The organism is Brevibacillus reuszeri (assembly GCF_001187725.1).
Taxonomy (GTDB): domain Bacteria; phylum Bacillota; class Bacilli; order Brevibacillales; family Brevibacillaceae; genus Brevibacillus; species Brevibacillus reuszeri.
In genome coordinates this window covers 291,078-309,152 of the sequence record NZ_LGIQ01000005.1, presented here as the reverse complement: position 1 = coordinate 309,152, position 18,075 = coordinate 291,078, and the positions used below count along the sequence as shown (strand labels likewise).

Here is an 18,075-nt window from a genome sequence, read left to right as displayed (position 1 = left end):
TCGTCAAAGTTGCTCCTCTCGTTGGGTCGCATGCTTCCAGCTCTCGTAATCATGGATGGCGCTTCCTGCGAAGGCAGGGTTACCTGCTAATTCCTCCTGCAAAATGACCAGCTGCTGCTTCATCTCGTGTGTACCTTCTTCGTGGAAGCTCACATTGCTGCCTTCGGAAGATTCCAAAATATTGACACCGACGATGACCGTTGCCTTGTTCTCGCTATTTGCAGCCGCTACTGTCTTTTCGACAATGTCAACAATACCGTTATGTCCCTTCGCGTGATTGCGATAAGCCATGAGCGTGATGCTGTCCAGTCTTTGCAGCATCCAATTGCTGACCTTTTCCGTATCATCCGGAACGTTCACGGTATCAATCCAGAAGGGCAAATCTGCGCTCACCTGAAGCTTGGTATCCTTTTTGGTTTCGGCGATGAGATAATCGACGTTTTTCAGCCATTGGTTCACAATCTTTGCCTGATCTTTTTTCCATTCTGGCAGCAAATAGGGTTCAATATCGACGTGAATCCCCGAAAAACGCTCCTCTGCCTTTGCCGTTTGGTTATAAGCCTTCACCCAGGAAATGAGATCACTAATGCTCTGGCGATTAGCAGTATAGGCCCAATTCGGATCGCCACCAAGCGCTTCGACCTTGATGTTTGCGTCTCTCGCTTGTTTGATGAACGCTCGGTATGCCTGTGGCGAAACACCTGTAGGCTCAATATGGAGATAGATCAAATTGATTTGGTTATCCCGAGCAAAGGCGACGATCTCCTCTGTCTGCGAAGAGATCAGCTTGGCATTCCAAATCCATGTAGCCGTCGTCAATGAAGGGCGATTGTTCGCGTTCAAAAGCAGCATGGAGATCGAGGCTGTTATGAGTAATAACAGCCCGATCCATAGCCACGAATAACGCTTAACGACGCGCATCCGCCGTTACCAAAATCTCTTCCCGACCAGCTGCGCCTCCTACAGCCCGTAACTTGTTGCCCTTTTTCACATCTCCGACAGCAGTAAACGGAGGAATTCTCGTGAAATCATCGACCTTTGTATCGATTACCTGTACATGAGGACCAATCTGGCAGCCTTCCCCAATCTGGGAATTCCCGCGCAATACGGTCCCAGGATAGATGACGGTATCTCGCCCAATTTCCACATCGGAATCGATATAGGTCGTTGCCGGGTCCACCATCGTTACGCCGTTTCGCATATGGCGCTCATTGATTCGTTTGCGCAAAAGCAGCTCCAGATGAGCCAGCTGCACACGATCGTTGACACCTGTACCCTCTGTCGGATCATCCGTTGCATAAGCACCGATGAGATTGCCCTGTTCTTGCAGCAGTGCGAGTACATCCGGCAAGTAATACTCCCCTTGGGCATTTTCATTTGTGACCTGCGGCAAGGTCTGGAACAGCTTTTGGTTATCAAAGCAAAAGATTCCGGTGCTGATCTCACGCACCTTTTTTTGACCGAGCGTGGCATCCTTCTCTTCCACGATTCGTCTGACATCCCCGTTTTCATCGCGAATGATTCTGCCATAGCCTGTTGGTTCATCCACGATTGAAGTCAGTACAGTCGCAGCTGCCTGCTTGCTTTGATGATGCTCAAGCAGCTTGCGCAAGGTGTCTGCTTTTACAAGCGGGGTGTCTCCGTTGATTACAATCGTGACTCCCTCTTGATCGGCGAGAAGGTGATTGGCCATCCACACCGCATGTCCTGTGCCCAGCTGCTCGTGTTGGTACGCATACTGTACACGATTTCCCAGCTGCTCCTTTACTGCTTCTGCCCCATGACCAATCACCACGACGAGATTATGTAAGGACAGGCTTTCCAAAAGCAGGGTCACATGCTCAATCATTGGTTTTCCGCACACCGGGTGCATCACCTTGTACAAGCTAGAGTTCATTCTTGTCCCTTTTCCAGCTGCCAAAACGATTGCATGAATGTTCATCCTGTTGCCTCCGTCCTGCCCTGTTGTACCTGACCTTCGAGGTAGGGCTTCAATTCATATGTTAATGTGTTAATCATCATATCTACATCTACGTCTTTCCTCTGCACGCCCAGCTGATAGGCCTGAAGCATTATCTCCAGTAAAATCTCCTGATTCAACGTCCGATTCGAGGTGCTCATTTGATCGTGCCTCCTTTTTTATTTGTACAGGTTACGTACTAATGGACATACGTTTTTACTCGACTGTTACACTTTTTGCCAAATTACGGGGACGATCTACGTCATGGCCCAGTGCTACAGATGTGTAATAAGCGATCAACTGCAGCGGAATGACGCTGAGAACCGGGGTTAACAGCTCGTTGGTTACTGGAATCAGGCACACCTCATCAACGGAGCGATGCAATTCCATGTTATTGGCAAGTGCGATGCCGAGAACGACTGCTCCTCGCGCTTTTACTTCTGTAATGTTGCTGACCATCTTCTCGTACAGATCAGCTTGGGTAGACAGCGCGATAACTCGTGTCCCTTCTTCAATCAAAGCAAGTGTCCCGTGCTTTAGCTCCCCTGCTGCATACGCCTCGGAGTGAATATAGGAGATTTCTTTCAGCTTCAGTGAGCCCTCCATAGAAACGGCATAGTCCAGACCGCGTCCCAGGAAGAACAGCTGGTTTTCTTCTTTGATCGATTCTGCATACTGACGAATCCCGTCTGCATGGGCAAGAATGGCTTCTACCTGATCAGGCAGCTCTTGCAGGGCAGATAACACTTCCGCTCTCGCTTGCTGATCGACCGTCTCTTTTCCTTGCGCGAGGTACAATCCCAGCAAGTAGAAGCCAATCAGCTGTGACGTATAGGCTTTGGTAGAAGCGACTGCGATCTCGGGTCCAGCATTTGTCGTGATGACATCATCTGCTTCACGGGCAATCGAGCTGCCCACTACATTCGTGATGGCGAGTACAGCGGAACCGTTCCGTTTTGCTTCCCGCAGCGCAGCCAGTGTATCTGCTGTCTCCCCTGACTGACTCACAACAATTGTCAGCGTATTTTTTTGGAACAATGGCTGGCGATAGCGAAACTCTGATGCAACGTCCACCTCGACTGGGATATGTGCCAATCTTTCAATTACCTGCTTACCGATCACACCAGCATGGTAGGCAGTCCCGCACGCCACGATATATATTTTTTCAAGCTTTTGGACAGACTCTGGCGTCAGCTGGAGTGTTGGGAAAATAACCTTTTTCTGAGCTTCATCAATACGTCCTGTCATCGTATTGCGCAAAGCACGCGGCTGCTCGTGAATTTCTTTGAGCATGTAGTGGGCGTAGCCGTCTTTTTCCGCCTGCTCCTTGTCCCACTCGATTCGCATCAGATCCCGCTCAATCGGCTCATTCGTTTGCAGGCTCATCACACTGACCGAATCTTTCGTCAATACGGCCAGATCATAGTCCTCCAGCACGTACACATCCCGCGTATGCTCAAGAACAGCAGGGATATCTGAGCCGATGAAGTTTTCGCCGGCGCCTACCCCAATGATTAACGGGCTCGCCACTCGAACCGCGATCAGCTTGTCTGGCTCATGCTCTGACATGACTCCCAGCGCAAACGCACCACGAATTTTGGTCGCTACCTTTTGCACAGTGGTGACCAGATCCCCATCATAATTTTCCGAGAGCAGATGCGCGATGACCTCAGTATCCGTCTCCGACGTGAACACGACGCCTCGCTCTATCAACTCTTCTTTTAGCTCCAGGTAGTTTTCGATAATCCCGTTATGCACAATCGAAAACTTTCCTGTCTGATCAAAATGGGGATGGGAGTTTTCATCAGATGGACGTCCATGGGTTGCCCATCGTGTATGACCGATCCCGATTGATCCGTGCAAACGTGATTCATTGGTCTGGTTCTCCAGGACATCGATCCGCCCTTTTGCCTTGCTGATTGCAATGCTCGAACCGTCGCAGATGGCGATACCCGCCGAATCGTAGCCACGGTATTCCAGTTTTCTCAGTCCATTGATCAAGATCGGCTGTGCCTCTCTAAATCCGATATATCCCATGATTCCGCACATATTTTTCTTCCTCCCTCTTTCACGCTTCCCATGCACTGCTCGCGTGTTTTACGCGAGCATGCTGACGATTTCTTTTTCCTGACGAATCGCTACCGATGTACCGATTCGGTATACATTAGAATTGGTAATTCCATCGAATGCATTGCGCGTATCGATGATCGAAACTCCCAGATCAGCCAGCTCCTGATAATGGAAGGAGCCGTGATTGGTAATCAGCACCATGCAATCGTATGTTTGAAACAGTTCGTAATCGTTGGCAATCGAATGAACGACTTCACCCTTTTTATTCACGAAGCTTTGCGCATGAGGATCGTAATAATCCACAGACGCTCCGTTTTTCTTAAACAGCTCGTATACTTCCAGACCAGGTGATTCACGCAGGTCATCAATATCCGGCTTGTACGCCATTCCCAGAATCAAAATGCGGGAGCTGTTAATCGCTTTTGCATTGATATTCAGTACTTGACCCGTTTTGTTCAGCACGTAGTCTGGCATGTTATCGTTGATAGACTGGGCAATTTCAATAAATTGGCTGTGGAATTTAAAGCCCTTTGCTTTCCACGACAGGTACATCGGATCGAGCGGTATGCAATGCCCACCGATTCCAGGTCCCGGATAAAATGGCATGAACCCGAATGGCTTGGTCGATGCGGCCTTGATTACTTCCCAAACATTGATGCCCATTCTGTCGCACATCATCGCCATTTCATTCATAAAAGCGATGTTGACGCTGCGGAACGTATTTTCCAGCAGCTTCGACATTTCCGCTACCTTTGGTGTAGAGACAGGCACGACTGTTTTGACCAGATTGCCGTACAAGAGCGTTCCCAGCTCCATGCAGCGCTCTGTCGTTCCGCCAATAATTTTCGGCGTGTTATAGGTAGAGAACATCCGATTTCCTGGATCTACCCGCTCTGGCGAATAGCAGAGGAAAAAGTCTACGCCGGCACGATAGCCGAGCTTTTCAAACTCCCGCTGAATCAATTCCTCTGTCGTGCCCGGATAAGTTGTGCTCTCCAGTGTAATTAGCAATCCATTTTTCATATATCTCTTAATTTCATTTACCACATTGGTGATATAGGAGGTATCCGGGTCCTGGTTGGGACTCAGTGGAGTCGGAACGCAAATGCTGATCGCATCTAGCTCCTCAATCACGCGATAATCGGTTGTTGGGTGGAAACGATTGGTTGACAGGCATTCCTGCAACGTTTCATTTGAAATATCCTGAACGTACGAAATGCCCGCCTTCAAGCTTTCGACTTTTCCGCTATGCAGGTCGACACCGATGACTGTGTAGCCGCTTTTCACCGTTTCTATGGCGAGTGGCAACCCCACGTACCCCAAACCAATGACACCTACTTTTGCGGTTTTTTGTTGAATTTTTTGTTTCAGCTCCTCGAATCTACCCATACTTACTTCTCTCCCTTTCTCTTTATGAAATTAGCCGTCTCACTCTAGCTTCTAGTTCGATAGGTGAGAAAGGCTTGGTAATATAGTCAGCGGCCCCAAGTGCAAACGACTTTTGTACATCTTCCTCCAGTCGTTTGTCTGTGAGCACCACAATTTTGCTCATTGCTGTAGTCCCGTGATGTTTGATTCTCTCCATGAGCTGATAGCCGTTTAAGATCGGCAAATTCAAATCCGTGATGATAAGGTCTGGGGACAATTCACGATATTTCTCCATCCCGTCCATCCCGTCTTGGGCTACTGTCACCTGGTAGCCTTTTCGCTCTAAATAAATGCGTAGAAACTCATTGACGTGCTGATCGTGATTGACAAGCAAAATGCTTGCTTGATCCGCAGCTTCGTCACCCTTGCGCTGATCGTAAATCCTGATCTCACCATGGCCTTCGAGGTCTTTGATCTCCTGCATCATCCGCATAAACAGCTGACCAGACGAGGATGAGCTTTCTGGGAAGCTGGCGATGAGCAAGCTCCCGGACAGCAGCTGACTCTCTTGCAAATAATCCTTTACCCGCAAAGCGAAAAAATGAGTATCTGCGAGGTTGTGCTGCTCGATCAAGATGCCTAACAAGTTTTTGGTCTTGTCATAGGCATAATGAGCTTCCCACGCCGCTTTTTCTTCTGGAGCAAAATCTCTTTTGATTGCCTCCAGCGATTCCTTTGCGAGGTTCTTGCAAGCGACAAGAATAACCCCACACGCCGACTGACTTGCCTCCATGTTGGTGAGAAGCTGGTAAAATACCGGTACGAGATTACTCATCCTCTTGCCTCCAGACTTGAAATGTTTTTGTTCTCCGTCTTCCAGCTCTTTCTCGTCATCGTTCCCCACGAATTGTTATTGCGCAAATATTCGATGTGACCGAGGAATCTCCAGATGACGCCGATTTGGCGGTAGCCGAAGAACATCAAAACTGTATAGAAAAGCATTTTGACGATGTCCTTGAAGCGTGGATAACGTCGGAATGCGATTTCTTCAAGCAATAGGGAACCAATTCCCAAAAGTACGCCATACATCAAATTGAGCAGGCCGTAAATCAGAAGGACATTAGCATTCGTCATATCCATCAGCGTATAGCCGATGAGAGCGAGCAGCCCTGTGATTCGGAAATACGGATTCAATGTCTCAAACAAGATGTTGTACGGCAATGTAATCAACCCAAACACCTTGTACTTTGGACGCAGTACCATGTTTTTGCCGTACTCAATCATGTTTTTCAGATTACCCCGGCCCCAACGGCGGCGCTGACTGCCCAAAATTCGGAACGAATCAGGAGCTTGCGTCCAGCAAACCGCATCCGGGCAAAAGGCTACGCGATATGGCAGCTTGTTTTCCAGCATGTATTTATGCAGCTTGATGATGATGTTCATATCCTCACCAGGGTAGCCTTCACGATACCCACCGACCTTGATGACGTAATCTTTGCGAAATACGCCGAATGCTCCAGAGACGATGATCAAACCATTTATTGCACTCCATCCGATTCTTCCCCCGAGGAAGGCCTTGAGGTACTCAACACACTGCAGCATTGGCAAAAACTTGTCAGGTAATCTGATATCACTGACCACGCCATCCTCAATTTTGCAGCCATTGGCGATTCGGATATCGCCACCGATCGCCACCGTCTCCTCTGGATTTTCCATATACACTCTGGCAATTCGGATCAAAGCATCCTTTTCCAAGAGGGAATCCGCATCAATCGAAGCGATTAACGGGTAGTGTGACAGATTGATTCCGGCATTGAGCGAGTCAGCCTTTCCGCCGTTTTCTTTGTCGATTAGATACAAGTTCGGAAAAGCCGGATTGTGATAGATTCCTCTAACCTTGGACGTTTGCAGAACTGGCTGCATCGGCATGTGGTCAGATGAAGCAAGCTGGAACTCCTCAATCAGTACCTGCAGCGTTTCGTCCTTTGATCCATCATTGACGACGATTACCTCGTATTTCGGATAGTTCAGCGAGAGCAGCGACCGTACATTTTCGATGATCGTCAGCTCTTCGTTATAGGCTGGTACCAGAATCGAGATGGGCGGAACATGCTTCGAGCCCGAAAGCGCCTGAAATCTGGAATAGACTGAGCTTTTCAAAATTCCCATGATGCTTTTGAAAGAAAACATCATGATGATGAAGTACAGTGAGTTAATCGCGATCACGTAATAGATGGCGAAAACCCCGTAGTATAGTAAAAAGTCTCTCATGACTGCCTCCTCTCCGCTTATCTCTCCAGCGCCGCTACGGCAGAAATCGTTTTGCGATACGACTTGTGGTAAAGGTGCAGCTTTTGGTTGTACTGCAGCTGCCTATCCACATCCTGCGACGTCGCCAGCTGTTGCTTGCCTTTTTCGAGCTCTTCCTGGATCACTTGATGAGCCATTTGCAGCTTGTTGCCCATCCTCTCTTCTTTCAGAATCTCGCATAATGCCGCAAAGCCCTCGACCGCAAGCTCAGTCAAGCTATATGCACTGTGATGGCGCACCCACCAACTGGAGTCCCCAACTGCCGATTTGAGCAGCGGAATATATTCTGTGAGCCCCAAGGCTCCCACCGCTTTTGCCATCATGGCGCGAATTTCCCAATCCTTGTGATTCATGAACTCTTTTACTCGTTGGTCCGTCAAATAACGGGCATCTTGGCACAGCAGCTTCACTGCTTTAATGCGGATATCCTTGTCCTCGGATTCGAGTAGTTGGTAAAGCGCCGGCTCGTTTTCTGGCTTCGTCTGTGCAAGGAAGCCCACCAGCCCGATTTTGACCAAATCCGTGTTTTTCTCCCGTAAAAAGGAGGCAAACAGAGGCGCTGTATCGATTGGTGAATCACTCAAAATATCGACGACAAGCTCGTGAAAGTTTTTCTTGTATCTGACCAGAAGCACAACCAATTCGCGCAAATCACCTGTATCTTGTGCACATCTGGCAATCGAGCGAGCAATAATAAAGATGGTCGGATCGTAGCTGCTATTTTCAAGCAGCTTGAGCAGGTCGGGGAGTGCCTCTTTGGAACGCATCATTCCCAGATTGTAGGCGGCATCCACTCGCGTCCATTTCCGCCAGCCGTTCAATCGTTTGCGATCCAACTCGACCAGTCCCAAATCCTCGCAGAGCCAAATGAGCTTTTGGCGATGAACACCTGTGAACAGCTCCATCAGCTCAAACAGTTTTTTTTGCATGATCTGCTTTTCGTTTTGTGTTACTTCGCCATGCGGCACTTTGAGACGTTCTTCCTCCTCGCCGTGCGCTTGCAAATAAACGAAGTAATCACGGTATTTTTCCTGACAAAGTCGGGCCTTTTTCTCTGCGCGAATGTTGCTTATCTTTAGCGAGAACAATACGAACAGCCCTACGATCATCACCACGCATAGCGCGTATAGAAAAAGAACGGCAGTCGTGAGTGGTGTTTCCACATTTGTCACTCTCCTCTCCACTTATGGCTGTCTATCTTGTAGCGGTCGATGTCTCGATCTCGCTGTATGCTTTTTTCAAAATGGAGTAGCTCTGTTTTTTTCGTTCGTGATAGCCTACCTGCTCCCACGCTGGCCATGTATAGACAGGCAGCTTCGTTACCGGATAGATCGTTTCACCTTGTGCATTGCCGAGTGTCGATTGTCCATTTTCATCGACGATCCACGGAAGGAGACGGATTCCTTTTGTCGTTTCCGTAAGAAAGGCTTTCGGTTCCTCCCGATAACTCATCACTTGCAAGGAGCTCGGGTCGGTGAAACCGAGCAGCATCCATGGGATACGCATCTCCACGATCTTTCCTTTTGCCTGCCAGGATGCCAAGGAGTTGTACGCAGGATCATTCGCATCTGTCGTTCCACGAAGCAGATTCCCTACGACGACCTCTTCCATCGGGTGGTACTGCTTGCTGTCTGGCGGCTCCATTTCCAAACCGACAGCGAGCTTCCATGGTGAAAACGCTCCTGAATCATCCTTCATTTCCGCTTCCTTGACCTTTAGCATGCCGTACCTTTTTCCGTACAGGCGGGTGTGGAAATCATAGTTGGAAGCGATGCGGATATCACTCTCTTTTCCAATCTGGATCAGCGTCTCCAGTCCTTCATCCAGTTTGACGTTCGCTAGCTGTGGCCCATGCTTGTTTCCACCCGGAGTTGTATCCACTCCGATGTAGAGCTTTTGTTTTTCTGGATGAAAGTCTTGCTGTAGCTGAGCCATGATGTACACGTACCCCTCGTCGTGCGTCATCCAAAGCTCATCAATCCCTGGAAGCTGCACCTGAAGGCGCTGTTTGTCTTCTGGAGCGAGCTTATCCCAATCGGCTCTGTCCCCATCGATCGTGAGTACGTCCTCTTTACTCGGGTGCATCCCCAAAATGCCAAACAATGATTCGTTTGTGAGGACATTGAGCCAGAACGAACGACGATCCTCGGGAAGCTCAAATCGCATTGTATTCCACGTCTTTTTGAACCACTCATCCTGCCACACAAACAGGATGCCACCGGCGTAGCCCTCCTCGTGAATCTCCTTCATCAGCGCTGCGTCGATTTCGCCTTGTTCTTTTTCCGTATGACCACCCTGATTGCGTCCCAGATTACCGAAATGCGCCGTCCCGAGTGAAGCTGGTACCCCGAATTCGGTGACCATGATCGGCATGTCTTTGTGATGCGCCTTCAGCATACGCAGGTACGCTTTGTACGTATCAATCTGCCCCGCATCATTCTTGACGTTTTGCAGATTCGTATCGTAGCGGAACAGGTCCGGGTAATACGGATAAACGTGATAGGAAGCAAAATAGCCTGCGTCCCATTTAGTCGGCACAATATGCGTCGGATCTACGCTAACCAAGTCTTCGTGAAACATCGGCTCGCCTGGGTGAGAGAGCGGATCTGTCGTTACCCAGTTGGTAAAGGTCATTGGATGCTCCCAGCCCTGCTTATTCTCTTCCTGTGCCACGGTGTCTACGACTTCAGCCAGCCAGCTTTCAAACGGACTCGCTTTTTCCGTCGCCTGGAAATACGCTCCCTGGTATGGCTTGATTTGCGCATGAAGCTGATTTGTTTTTTGCACCATGACCGGGTCCCACTCTGTCCCTGTGTGCCAGCCAATCAGATAAGGTCCTGCATTTGCCCGGTATTTTCCGCTTGCCTTTCCCGGCTTTTCCGGAATCGTGATATCGCCATAGACAGCACCTACTGCATCATGAATTTCCTGATAAAACTGCTCGCGAATTTCTGGCAAATACGCGTCCTTCTTTTCGATAAGCAGCTCTTCCGGGCTCCAGATCCCTTGCATCAAATAGAGGGGATCACCTGCTTTCTTCCGGTTAAATTCAACCAATGCCTCGTAAAATGCCGGGGGATGAATCGTATAAACACGAATCACATTCGCCCCCATCTCGTCGATCATCATGAACCAGCGGGTATAATCCTCTTTTGTAATAGGCAGCTCACCCGGATAATGTCCAGGCAGGGATGCTCCCAGGTTCACCCCTTTGGCAAAGAAAGGCTGCCACTTCTGATTTTGATAGATTTCGATATGGTCACCACTTGTACGGAATTTCACTTGAACGCCAGTCGTCGTTTCCATGCTTTCTACACGGTCCGCATCCCAGTACCACCACAGGGCGCTGATGCCTACTACCATGAGAAGCGAGAGGCCTATCCATCCTGCTCGGCTTTTCTTTTTTGGTTCCAATTCCCGTCAACCTCCGATATGTTGCCACGAGCTATTGAACTTTTGGACGACCAGGCTCGTTTCTCGCCCAAACGTCATAGTCATTGTAAACATAGGGAGCAGAGGGTTCCCATAGACGAAATTCACTATTGTCACTTTTACAATTTTGTCATGAAAATGTAATGTAAGACCGTTTTACCCTCTATTGTCCTACGTTTTTTGGTGCGAAGTCCTGCAACCCTCCCTGCCATCTGTCCCAACTTTTTTCGCCACTAGGTATTTGTACGTGACACTATATTTTCCTTTTGACGTGTAAAAATGGGAGGTTGCAACTATTTGGAAATCTTTTTATTTTTCTAATATCATAGAAATTTACGAAAATTAAACAGTAAGGGGAAATGCTCGATTAGTCGAGCTGTGACGGAGGAGGGGAAACAGGAGAAAACGCTCCAGGTTCTTGGATCACTAGCGCGGCGGGCACTTTGAGGTGAATCAGAAGGAGGGCACGACGGAAAAGATTAATTTCAGTCGAAGCGACTGTGTAGTCCAGCCTAACGGAGCAGCGATTGACGGGAGACAGAAACACAACCTTGCTCCTACATCCTTGCGACTACTGCTTTTGTGTTTCCCCGACAATCGCTGCGGAGCGAACAGTCTGCTCTTCAGAGAAGGACGAAACCAGACCACAGAATGCAACTATTCTTCTTTTGCTCCACCGCCACGATTCCTAGCAAAAAAAGACACCCCCACTTATGGGAGTGTCCTTATCACTACTCACTTATACCTGCATGCCTTGCTTACAGGGTTTTCATTCCTGGCTTCCAGTTCGCTGGGCACAGGCCGCCTGCCTGGAGTGCTTGCAGAATACGGGACGTTTCTTCTACGCTACGTCCTACGTTCATGTCAGTTACAACCTGGTAGCGCAGAATACCTTCTGGATCGATGATGAACAGGCCGCGGTGAGCTGCACCTGCTTCTTCATCCAGGATGCCGTAGGCACGCGCAACGTCCTTGTTGAAGTCACTAGCCAGCGGGAAGTTTACATCGCCGATACCGTTTTGGTCGCGAGGCGTTTTGATCCAAGCGCGATGCGTGTGTACGCTGTCTGTAGACACACCCAAAACTTCGCAATCCAGGTCTTGGAACTCTTCTACATTGTCACTGAAGGAGGTTACTTCTGTTGGGCATACAAATGTGAAGTCGAATGGCCAGAAGAACAGAATCAGCCATTTGCCTTTATAATCAGCCAGAGATACGCGCTCTTCCAGCGTCTCCAGGTTTTTGGTAGATAGCATGTTGAAATCCGGTGCAGGTTTTCCTACTTGCAATTGAACGATTTGTTGTGTAGTCATAGATGTTCTCTCCCTTTTTATAAAAGATTATTGTGCTGCTGTTTCTTCCAGAGCTGCGAGTGCCTTTTTGATACGATTTGGATTGAAGCCCAAAATTTGCTTGTCCCCAATCACTGTCAACGGAACAGACATCACACCCAAACGGCTCAGCTCTTGGCCGTATTCTTCCTTCTCGTCAATGTTACGCTCTTCGAAAGCGATGTTTTGTTCTGTCAAATACGTCTTCAATTGCTTGCAGAAGCTGCAGTTTGTGCTGGAATATACGATTGCTTGTGCCATGTGAAATTCTCTCCTTTTAAATAGTCAGCTTAAGTATGTGTGTTCAAAAAGTTGGCTTGTTGAACCATTTCTTATTTGTATTGTGGGACGACTTTGGAGCGCTTGTTAATATATCGGTCGACAGCCATTGCCGCGATTGCTCCATCCGCAGCTGCTACGACAGCCTGCTTCACTGGTGTTTTGCGCACTTCTCCTGCTCCAAACACGCCCGGAACAGAGGATTGCATGAATTCATCCAGAATCATAAAGCCTTCATCGTCCAGGGGAACCTGTCCGTCGAGGAAATCTGTGCCCGGCTTGCTGCCAGACAGGAATACGAACACGCCGTCTACCGAAAGCACTTCTTCATTCCCTTCCGCTGTACGGAGGCGAAGCCCTTCAACAGAGCTGTTACCGATGATCTCCAGTGGGCGCGTACGGAATTTGATCTCTGTATTTGGCAGCTCAGGTGTGCCTTCCACGCCTTGCAAATCAGCGCGTGGAACCAGGAAGGTAATTTTATCCGTAAATTTGGTCAAAGCATGTGCTTCTTCCAAAGCTTCCTCTGTATCACCGATGACAGCAACGTGCTTGCCTTCATAGAAAGCTCCGTCACATGTAGCGCATGTGCTCACGCCGCGTCCCAACAGCTCTTCTTCCCCAGGAAGCATACGGTTGCGTCCTTTGGCACCTGTTGCCACGATCACTGCTTTTGCTTCAAAAGTACCGTGTGCGGTAAATACGGCTTTCTCTTCATCCTCCACATCAACTGCCGAAATCGTGGTCTGGATAAATTCAGCGCCAAAGCTCTCCGCTTGTCTACGCATTTTGTCTAGCAATTCTTTTCCGGACAGCTCGCCTTCCACGCCAGGGTAGTTGGCAATTTTATGAGTCAAGGCAAGAGCACCTGTACCTGGCGCTTTATCGATCACGAGCGTTTTCAAATTTCCTCGTGCTGTATAGATGGCGGCGGATGCACCTGCTGGGCCTCCACCGATAATGATCACATCATACATGTCGGCTCCCCCTTTCTGATTATCAATTTATAATTATTATCAACTAGGAACACTTCTCATTTTACAAGATACAAAATAAAAGTCAATATCTTTTTATAATGATTTTAAATAACGAACAAAATGTAAAACATTTTTGACATTCTACGCCGATTTGCGTACTCTAAAAATGTAAAACATCTTTTACATATTGGAGTATTGCCATGGAAAACAAAATCAGACAGCTACGCAAACAACTCGGCATCTCACAAGATGATTTGGCCAAAGCATGTCATGTTTCTCGTCAGACAATCAATGCCATTGAAAACAACAAGTACGACCCCAGCTTAAAGCTCGCCTTTTTGCTGGCACAAAAGCTGGCTGTAACTGTAGACGAGCTATTCCACTTTGAGGAGGAGTTATAAATGAAAGGAACAACCCGCCAATGGGGTGCTGCCATTTTTGGTATGGCTTCCGTGATCATTATCGGATTTACGATCTACAAATGGATCATTGGCGATACGGTCAGCTTCAATGAAATCATGTCCTGCTCCATTGTCCTCAGCTCATTGCTCTCAGCGATTACATGGGGAAGCCGTGAAGAAGGAGATGGTCCTAGCCAAGAAGATGAGCTTGGGCAACATATCACCTACAAAAGCGCTAAAATCAGCTACTTTGTCCTCATGGCTCTTCTTTTGCTCGCACTCGTTGCAGACAAGTGGATTTTTGGCAGAGAAAACATGACACTCCTCCTGGTATTTGCCATCTCCATGATCGTGCTGCCTTTGACGGAGTGGATCGTGTCCAAGCAATATCGTTGATCGATTTCAGACATCCAGTGCGTACATATGACTTCCCGTACACGTCTTTTTGCAACAAAACGGTCATGACCGTTTTCCCCTCTCGTCGGGGGACAAAAGTGTTTGACCACAGGCGGTCACATCCACTTTTCTGACAGAGTGCCTCAGCGTAACATCTAGCATTAGCTTCGGTAAAAACGTCGAGACGTTTTTCACAGAAAAAGAGCCAGGTTCATAAAGAACTGGCTCTCGAAGCCTACTTTCTATCAATAGAAGCTCAAACAACGGGACCACGTTCGCATACTCTATGTACCAACCGGCATTTCGTCCATATAAACATCAAGCATATTTTTCCTGCAAAAAAGCCTCACTACTCCGTATTATTTTACGATTGAGAATATAGTCCAACTCGTTGACGAATCTGGTATTTCAAGATAAAGTACGCCTATCGCTTGAACGCACAAAAGCGAAAAAGCAAGAAAGCGCCAAATGAAAAAACCCCTCTCAACTTGACGGGGGTTAGCCTGATTTCAACAAGGAGTTGCCAGCATGAACAAGCCATCATCATTAACCTTTGTCAAAAGCCTGTGGGTGCTGCTCGCTGTTTTTGGCATATTGTTTCCCGCTCTTTTTTGGGGAAAAGTAGAACCGCATATGCCGTTGCTTGGAGCGACTATCGCAGCTGCCACACTCCTTCGCCTGTTCGGTGTTCCGTGGAAACAGATGGAGGATGGGCTGATCAAAGGAATTCAAACAGCCATCGCTCCCATGCTCATTCTGTCCCTAATCGGTATTCTAATCGGTGTATGGATGATGAGTGGAACGGTCCCAATGATATTGCATATCGGGATTTCCATTATTTCTCCTGAATATTTCACGATCAGTGCCCTTTTTCTAACCATTATCGTCTCTACCGTTACAGGAAGCTCTTTTACGACCATCAGCACGGTTGGGGTCGCTTTGATGGGGGTTTCTACCGCTCTTGGGTTGGACCCGCTGCTGACCGCAGGTGCCATCATCAGTGGTGCCTGCTTTGGTGATAAAATGTCGCCACTGTCCGATACGACCAATTTTGCAGCAGCTGTCGCCGATGTTTCTCTAATGACACATGTGAAATTCATGATGCACACCTCGATCCCGGCTGTGGCTCTGACTGCCCTTTTCTTTGGTCTTCAGGGACAAACTGTGAACGTCAACCTGGATGCGATTGCGGAAATTCAGCTGGCCTTGGAGCAAAACTTTTCACTTGGACTCATCACCCTGCTGCCAGCACTGGTCGTTTTGGTCTGCTCAGCGCTACGCAAGCCGATCCTGCCAACGCTTGTATTCGGGATTCTCAGCGGGATTGCGACAGCTGCCTTTGCGCAGGGCGTCTATTCTCCTGTTCAATGGATGAATGTCATGCAAAATGGCTTCGTCAGTTCGATCACCAACGAAGCCGTAACTGCGATTGTCAATCGCGGTGGTTTATTGTCTATGACCTGGTCGCTTGCTCTCATCCTTATCGCACTGTCGCTAGGAGGTATTCTCCAGTACAGCGGCGTTTTCCATGCGCTCTTTGACGGTTTCATCAAACGCATCAAGCGCGATGCGGGCATGGTCGGGCTAGCCGGCTCCTCTTCGATCCTGGTCAACGTCCTGACTGGCGAGCAATACTTGTCGATTTTACTGCCCGGACAAATGTTTCGCGAAGCATTCGTTGCGCGTGGCATCGAGGGAAGACGCTTGTCACGTACGCTGGAGGACTGCGGTACACTGGTCAATCCACTCATTCCGTGGGGAGTAAGCGGTGCCTTTTTTACCAGTACTTTGCACGTAGCTACTCTCGAGTACTTGCCCTACGTCATCTACTTATGGATTTCTCCCATCTTGACCATGCTTTTCGCTTGGCGTGCGCAAAAGCTTAGCCAATCGCATACACGGTAGTGCAGTTTTTTCCTCGACGCTTGGAGCGGTATAGCGCCTCATCGGCCGCCCGCTTCAAGCCGTCGGCTGTTTTCTCATCCTGCGGATAGCGAGCAATTCCGACACTGACTGCTACCGGAATACAGCAGTTGTCGTGCACCAATGGACGTACACGCAAATACTCCCTGATTGCCCGCACCTTTTCCTCTGCTTCCTCTTTTGTAGCTTCCGGCGATAAGAGCATGAATTCATCACCTGCATACCGGTAGGCAGTATCCTCTTTACCGGCGACTGCCTTCATCGCTTCCGCTATACGGCGAATCATCGCATCTCCCACATGATGACCATAATGATCGTTTAGCGCCTTTAGACTATCCGAATCGAGCATGATCAAGGCAACAGAAGAATCCTCCTTGCTGAGCAGCTCCTCCAAATCACGGTGAAAGGCACGGTAATTGGCAATACCTGTCAGCTCGTCCTGAAAGGACATCTGGTACATTCGTTCATACAGACGTGCCGTTTCAATTGCACTCGCCACCTGGAATCCAATGATTTTCAAGAGCTCCTCGTGTTCTTTTTTATAGGCGAATTCTCGGTACGATTGGACCGAAATGACCCCCTTCATCTGATTCCCTAGCATCAGTGGAACAAAGATGCACGTATTCGTATCGATTTCCGGACTGCCCCAACGAATCATCTCAGGTTCACTCGGCTCGTCTCTCATGGTTCGGATATGTATCGTTTGGCGTGTATCGATTACTTTTGAAATCATTCCTTGCCCGTACGGAATCGTGAGCGGCCCATAATTGATCCCGCTGTCGATGCTGATCGGCACTTGAATTTCGCAGTCACCCTCGTCAAAAAAGGCAATGAAAAAAGCATCTGCGCGCATCACACGCGAAACCAGCTCAAACGCTTTCCACAGGATTTGCTTCTGTTCATACGTTTTCGCAAAAATATGGCTCAAATCATGCAAAATTTTCATGTGCTCAGACATCCAAAGCATTTCGGATACCTTGTCACGCAGCTGTCCAATTTGTTTCAGCAGCTCTGTGTGCAATGCCCCATCCTGATCAGCGAGCAGCTCGTTAACCTCGCGTGAGACCGCTTCCAACTCTTCCTGATCTACGTGCTCAATGCGGCTAAGCCATTGACCATAACGCTCCAACAGCTGCCTCCCATACGCTTCTTTTACCGTAAAGTCTTCCTGCATGTACAACCCTCCAGCCATTGGATAGGCTTACGATTTCTTCTCCACATAGCGTTCCACTGCTGCGCGGATTGCCTGCAAGACCGCCCCCTGGCCAGGAGCCAGAAAACGCTCTTGTATGACTTCTGTAATCTCTTTTAATCCGTCTACAACTGTCTTACCTACTAGTAATTGGACCAAAAATTCACTAGTCTTGTCCATGACAAATGTAAAACTGGCATCACAGATTTCATCCTTGTCCACATCGATGATGAGAACACAGCCTACCATAGAGGAAATCTCATGCAGAGGAGTTCCTTTTGGAATCTGGGCAAATCCTGCTGTCAGAACCGTATTTTTTGTTGCCTCGTTTCCCATCCGCTTGTCCCCCGTTCGTACCACTTTTTCCGAGTTTTGCAAAAACTTCTTGTATCAGCCCTGAGACAAGAAAACGGCTACTCCTGCATGCGGAAATAGC

At 48.5% G+C, this 18,075-nt stretch carries 17 protein-coding genes; 3 read left to right on the top strand and 14 right to left on the bottom strand.

The genetic code is table 11. From position 1 onward, the window contains the following. Positions 1-3: 3 nt before the first annotated feature. The 12 genes from ADS79_RS05060 to ADS79_RS05005 form a co-directional block, all read right to left on the bottom strand. Complete coding sequence (locus ADS79_RS05060) at positions 4-921, bottom strand: hypothetical protein (protein WP_049737330.1); 918 nt, start codon at positions 919-921, stop codon at positions 4-6. Beyond that, positions 908-1,942 (bottom strand): bifunctional UDP-N-acetylglucosamine diphosphorylase/glucosamine-1-phosphate N-acetyltransferase GlmU, encoded by a 1,035-nt coding sequence (gene glmU, locus ADS79_RS05055; protein ID WP_084765630.1) that lies wholly within the window; start codon positions 1,940-1,942, stop codon positions 908-910. The genes ADS79_RS05060 and glmU overlap by 14 nt, the downstream gene beginning before the upstream one ends. Then, entirely contained in the window at positions 1,939-2,121 is a 183-nt protein-coding gene (locus tag ADS79_RS05050; RefSeq protein ID WP_049737329.1) for a hypothetical protein, read from the bottom strand. Before ADS79_RS05050 ends, glmU begins: the two co-directional genes overlap by 4 nt. 55 nt (positions 2,122-2,176) lie before the next feature. Next, entirely contained in the window at positions 2,177-4,009 is a 1,833-nt protein-coding gene (gene glmS, locus ADS79_RS05045; RefSeq protein WP_049737328.1) for a glutamine--fructose-6-phosphate transaminase (isomerizing), read from the bottom strand. 48 nt (positions 4,010-4,057) lie between these two features. Continuing rightward, entirely contained in the window at positions 4,058-5,419 is a 1,362-nt protein-coding gene (locus tag ADS79_RS05040; RefSeq protein WP_049737327.1) for a nucleotide sugar dehydrogenase, read from the bottom strand. A 22-nt stretch (positions 5,420-5,441) separates the two neighbouring features. Continuing rightward, positions 5,442-6,233: a response regulator transcription factor gene (locus ADS79_RS05035; RefSeq protein ID WP_049737326.1), complete on the bottom strand. Its 792-nt coding sequence runs from the start codon at positions 6,231-6,233 to the stop codon at positions 5,442-5,444. After that, positions 6,230-7,669, bottom strand: a complete 1,440-nt coding sequence (locus ADS79_RS05030; protein ID WP_049737325.1) for a glycosyltransferase family 2 protein — start codon at positions 7,667-7,669, stop codon at positions 6,230-6,232. The genes ADS79_RS05035 and ADS79_RS05030 overlap by 4 nt, the downstream gene beginning before the upstream one ends. Before the next feature lie 17 nt (positions 7,670-7,686). Then, the gene (locus ADS79_RS05025; RefSeq protein WP_049737324.1) at positions 7,687-8,871 is read right to left on the bottom strand and encodes a HEAT repeat domain-containing protein; all 1,185 of its coding nucleotides are present in this window, start codon (positions 8,869-8,871) and stop codon (positions 7,687-7,689) included. A gap of 31 nt (positions 8,872-8,902) precedes the next feature. Then, positions 8,903-11,122: a hypothetical protein gene (locus ADS79_RS05020; protein WP_049737323.1), complete on the bottom strand. Its 2,220-nt coding sequence runs from the start codon at positions 11,120-11,122 to the stop codon at positions 8,903-8,905. 776 nt (positions 11,123-11,898) lie between these two features. After that, positions 11,899-12,453: a peroxiredoxin gene (locus ADS79_RS05015; RefSeq protein WP_049737322.1), complete on the bottom strand. Its 555-nt coding sequence runs from the start codon at positions 12,451-12,453 to the stop codon at positions 11,899-11,901. A gap of 27 nt (positions 12,454-12,480) precedes the next feature. Beyond that, on the bottom strand, positions 12,481-12,732 hold the full coding sequence (locus ADS79_RS05010) for a glutaredoxin family protein (protein WP_049737321.1): 252 nt from the start codon (positions 12,730-12,732) through the stop codon (positions 12,481-12,483). Positions 12,733-12,803: 71 nt separating this feature from the next. Beyond that, positions 12,804-13,727, bottom strand: a complete 924-nt coding sequence (locus ADS79_RS05005; RefSeq protein ID WP_049737320.1) for an NAD(P)/FAD-dependent oxidoreductase — start codon at positions 13,725-13,727, stop codon at positions 12,804-12,806. 200 nt (positions 13,728-13,927) lie between these two features. Between ADS79_RS05005 and ADS79_RS05000 the strand changes: the two genes are divergently transcribed. From ADS79_RS05000 to nhaC, 3 genes are all read left to right on the top strand, one after another. Continuing rightward, a complete protein-coding gene (locus ADS79_RS05000) occupies positions 13,928-14,128 on the top strand; it encodes a helix-turn-helix transcriptional regulator (protein WP_049737319.1) in 201 nt (66 codons plus the stop codon). Then, entirely contained in the window at positions 14,129-14,524 is a 396-nt protein-coding gene (locus ADS79_RS04995) for a hypothetical protein (protein WP_049737318.1), read from the top strand. Between the two features lie 528 nt (positions 14,525-15,052). Beyond that, the gene (gene nhaC / locus ADS79_RS04990; protein WP_049737317.1) at positions 15,053-16,429 is read left to right on the top strand and encodes a Na+/H+ antiporter NhaC; all 1,377 of its coding nucleotides are present in this window, start codon (positions 15,053-15,055) and stop codon (positions 16,427-16,429) included. On the opposite strand, the gene ADS79_RS04985 is transcribed toward nhaC, so the two are convergent. Both ADS79_RS04985 and ADS79_RS04980 read right to left on the bottom strand, forming a co-directional pair. Further along, positions 16,407-17,621: a sensor domain-containing diguanylate cyclase gene (locus tag ADS79_RS04985; protein ID WP_049737316.1), complete on the bottom strand. Its 1,215-nt coding sequence runs from the start codon at positions 17,619-17,621 to the stop codon at positions 16,407-16,409. The two genes, nhaC and ADS79_RS04985, sit on opposite strands and share 23 nt — an antisense overlap. 27 nt (positions 17,622-17,648) lie before the next feature. Then, positions 17,649-17,975: a DUF3870 domain-containing protein gene (locus ADS79_RS04980; RefSeq protein WP_049737315.1), complete on the bottom strand. Its 327-nt coding sequence runs from the start codon at positions 17,973-17,975 to the stop codon at positions 17,649-17,651. Between the last annotated feature and the right edge of the window lie 100 nt (positions 17,976-18,075).

Bases quoted from the DNA above. Each gene is read 5' to 3' on its own strand.
- ADS79_RS05060 (WP_049737330.1), bottom strand. From the start codon at position 921: ATGCGCGTCGTTAAGCGTTATTCGTGGCTATGGATCGGGCTGTTATTA.
- glmU (WP_084765630.1), bottom strand. From the start codon at position 1,942: ATGAACATTCATGCAATCGTTTTGGCAGCTGGAAAAGGGACAAGAATG.
- ADS79_RS05050 (WP_049737329.1), bottom strand. From the start codon at position 2,121: ATGAGCACCTCGAATCGGACGTTGAATCAGGAGATTTTACTGGAGATA.
- glmS (WP_049737328.1), bottom strand. From the start codon at position 4,009: ATGTGCGGAATCATGGGATATATCGGATTTAGAGAGGCACAGCCGATC.
- ADS79_RS05040 (WP_049737327.1), bottom strand. From the start codon at position 5,419: ATGGGTAGATTCGAGGAGCTGAAACAAAAAATTCAACAAAAAACCGCA.
- ADS79_RS05035 (WP_049737326.1), bottom strand. From the start codon at position 6,233: ATGAGTAATCTCGTACCGGTATTTTACCAGCTTCTCACCAACATGGAG.
- ADS79_RS05030 (WP_049737325.1), bottom strand. From the start codon at position 7,669: ATGAGAGACTTTTTACTATACTACGGGGTTTTCGCCATCTATTACGTG.
- ADS79_RS05015 (WP_049737322.1), bottom strand. From the start codon at position 12,453: ATGACTACACAACAAATCGTTCAATTGCAAGTAGGAAAACCTGCACCG.
- ADS79_RS05010 (WP_049737321.1), bottom strand. From the start codon at position 12,732: ATGGCACAAGCAATCGTATATTCCAGCACAAACTGCAGCTTCTGCAAG.
- ADS79_RS05005 (WP_049737320.1), bottom strand. From the start codon at position 13,727: ATGTATGATGTGATCATTATCGGTGGAGGCCCAGCAGGTGCATCCGCC.
- ADS79_RS05000 (WP_049737319.1), top strand. From the start codon at position 13,928: ATGGAAAACAAAATCAGACAGCTACGCAAACAACTCGGCATCTCACAA.
- ADS79_RS04995 (WP_049737318.1), top strand. From the start codon at position 14,129: ATGAAAGGAACAACCCGCCAATGGGGTGCTGCCATTTTTGGTATGGCT.
- nhaC (WP_049737317.1), top strand. From the start codon at position 15,053: ATGAACAAGCCATCATCATTAACCTTTGTCAAAAGCCTGTGGGTGCTG.
- ADS79_RS04985 (WP_049737316.1), bottom strand. From the start codon at position 17,621: ATGCAGGAAGACTTTACGGTAAAAGAAGCGTATGGGAGGCAGCTGTTG.
- ADS79_RS04980 (WP_049737315.1), bottom strand. From the start codon at position 17,975: ATGGGAAACGAGGCAACAAAAAATACGGTTCTGACAGCAGGATTTGCC.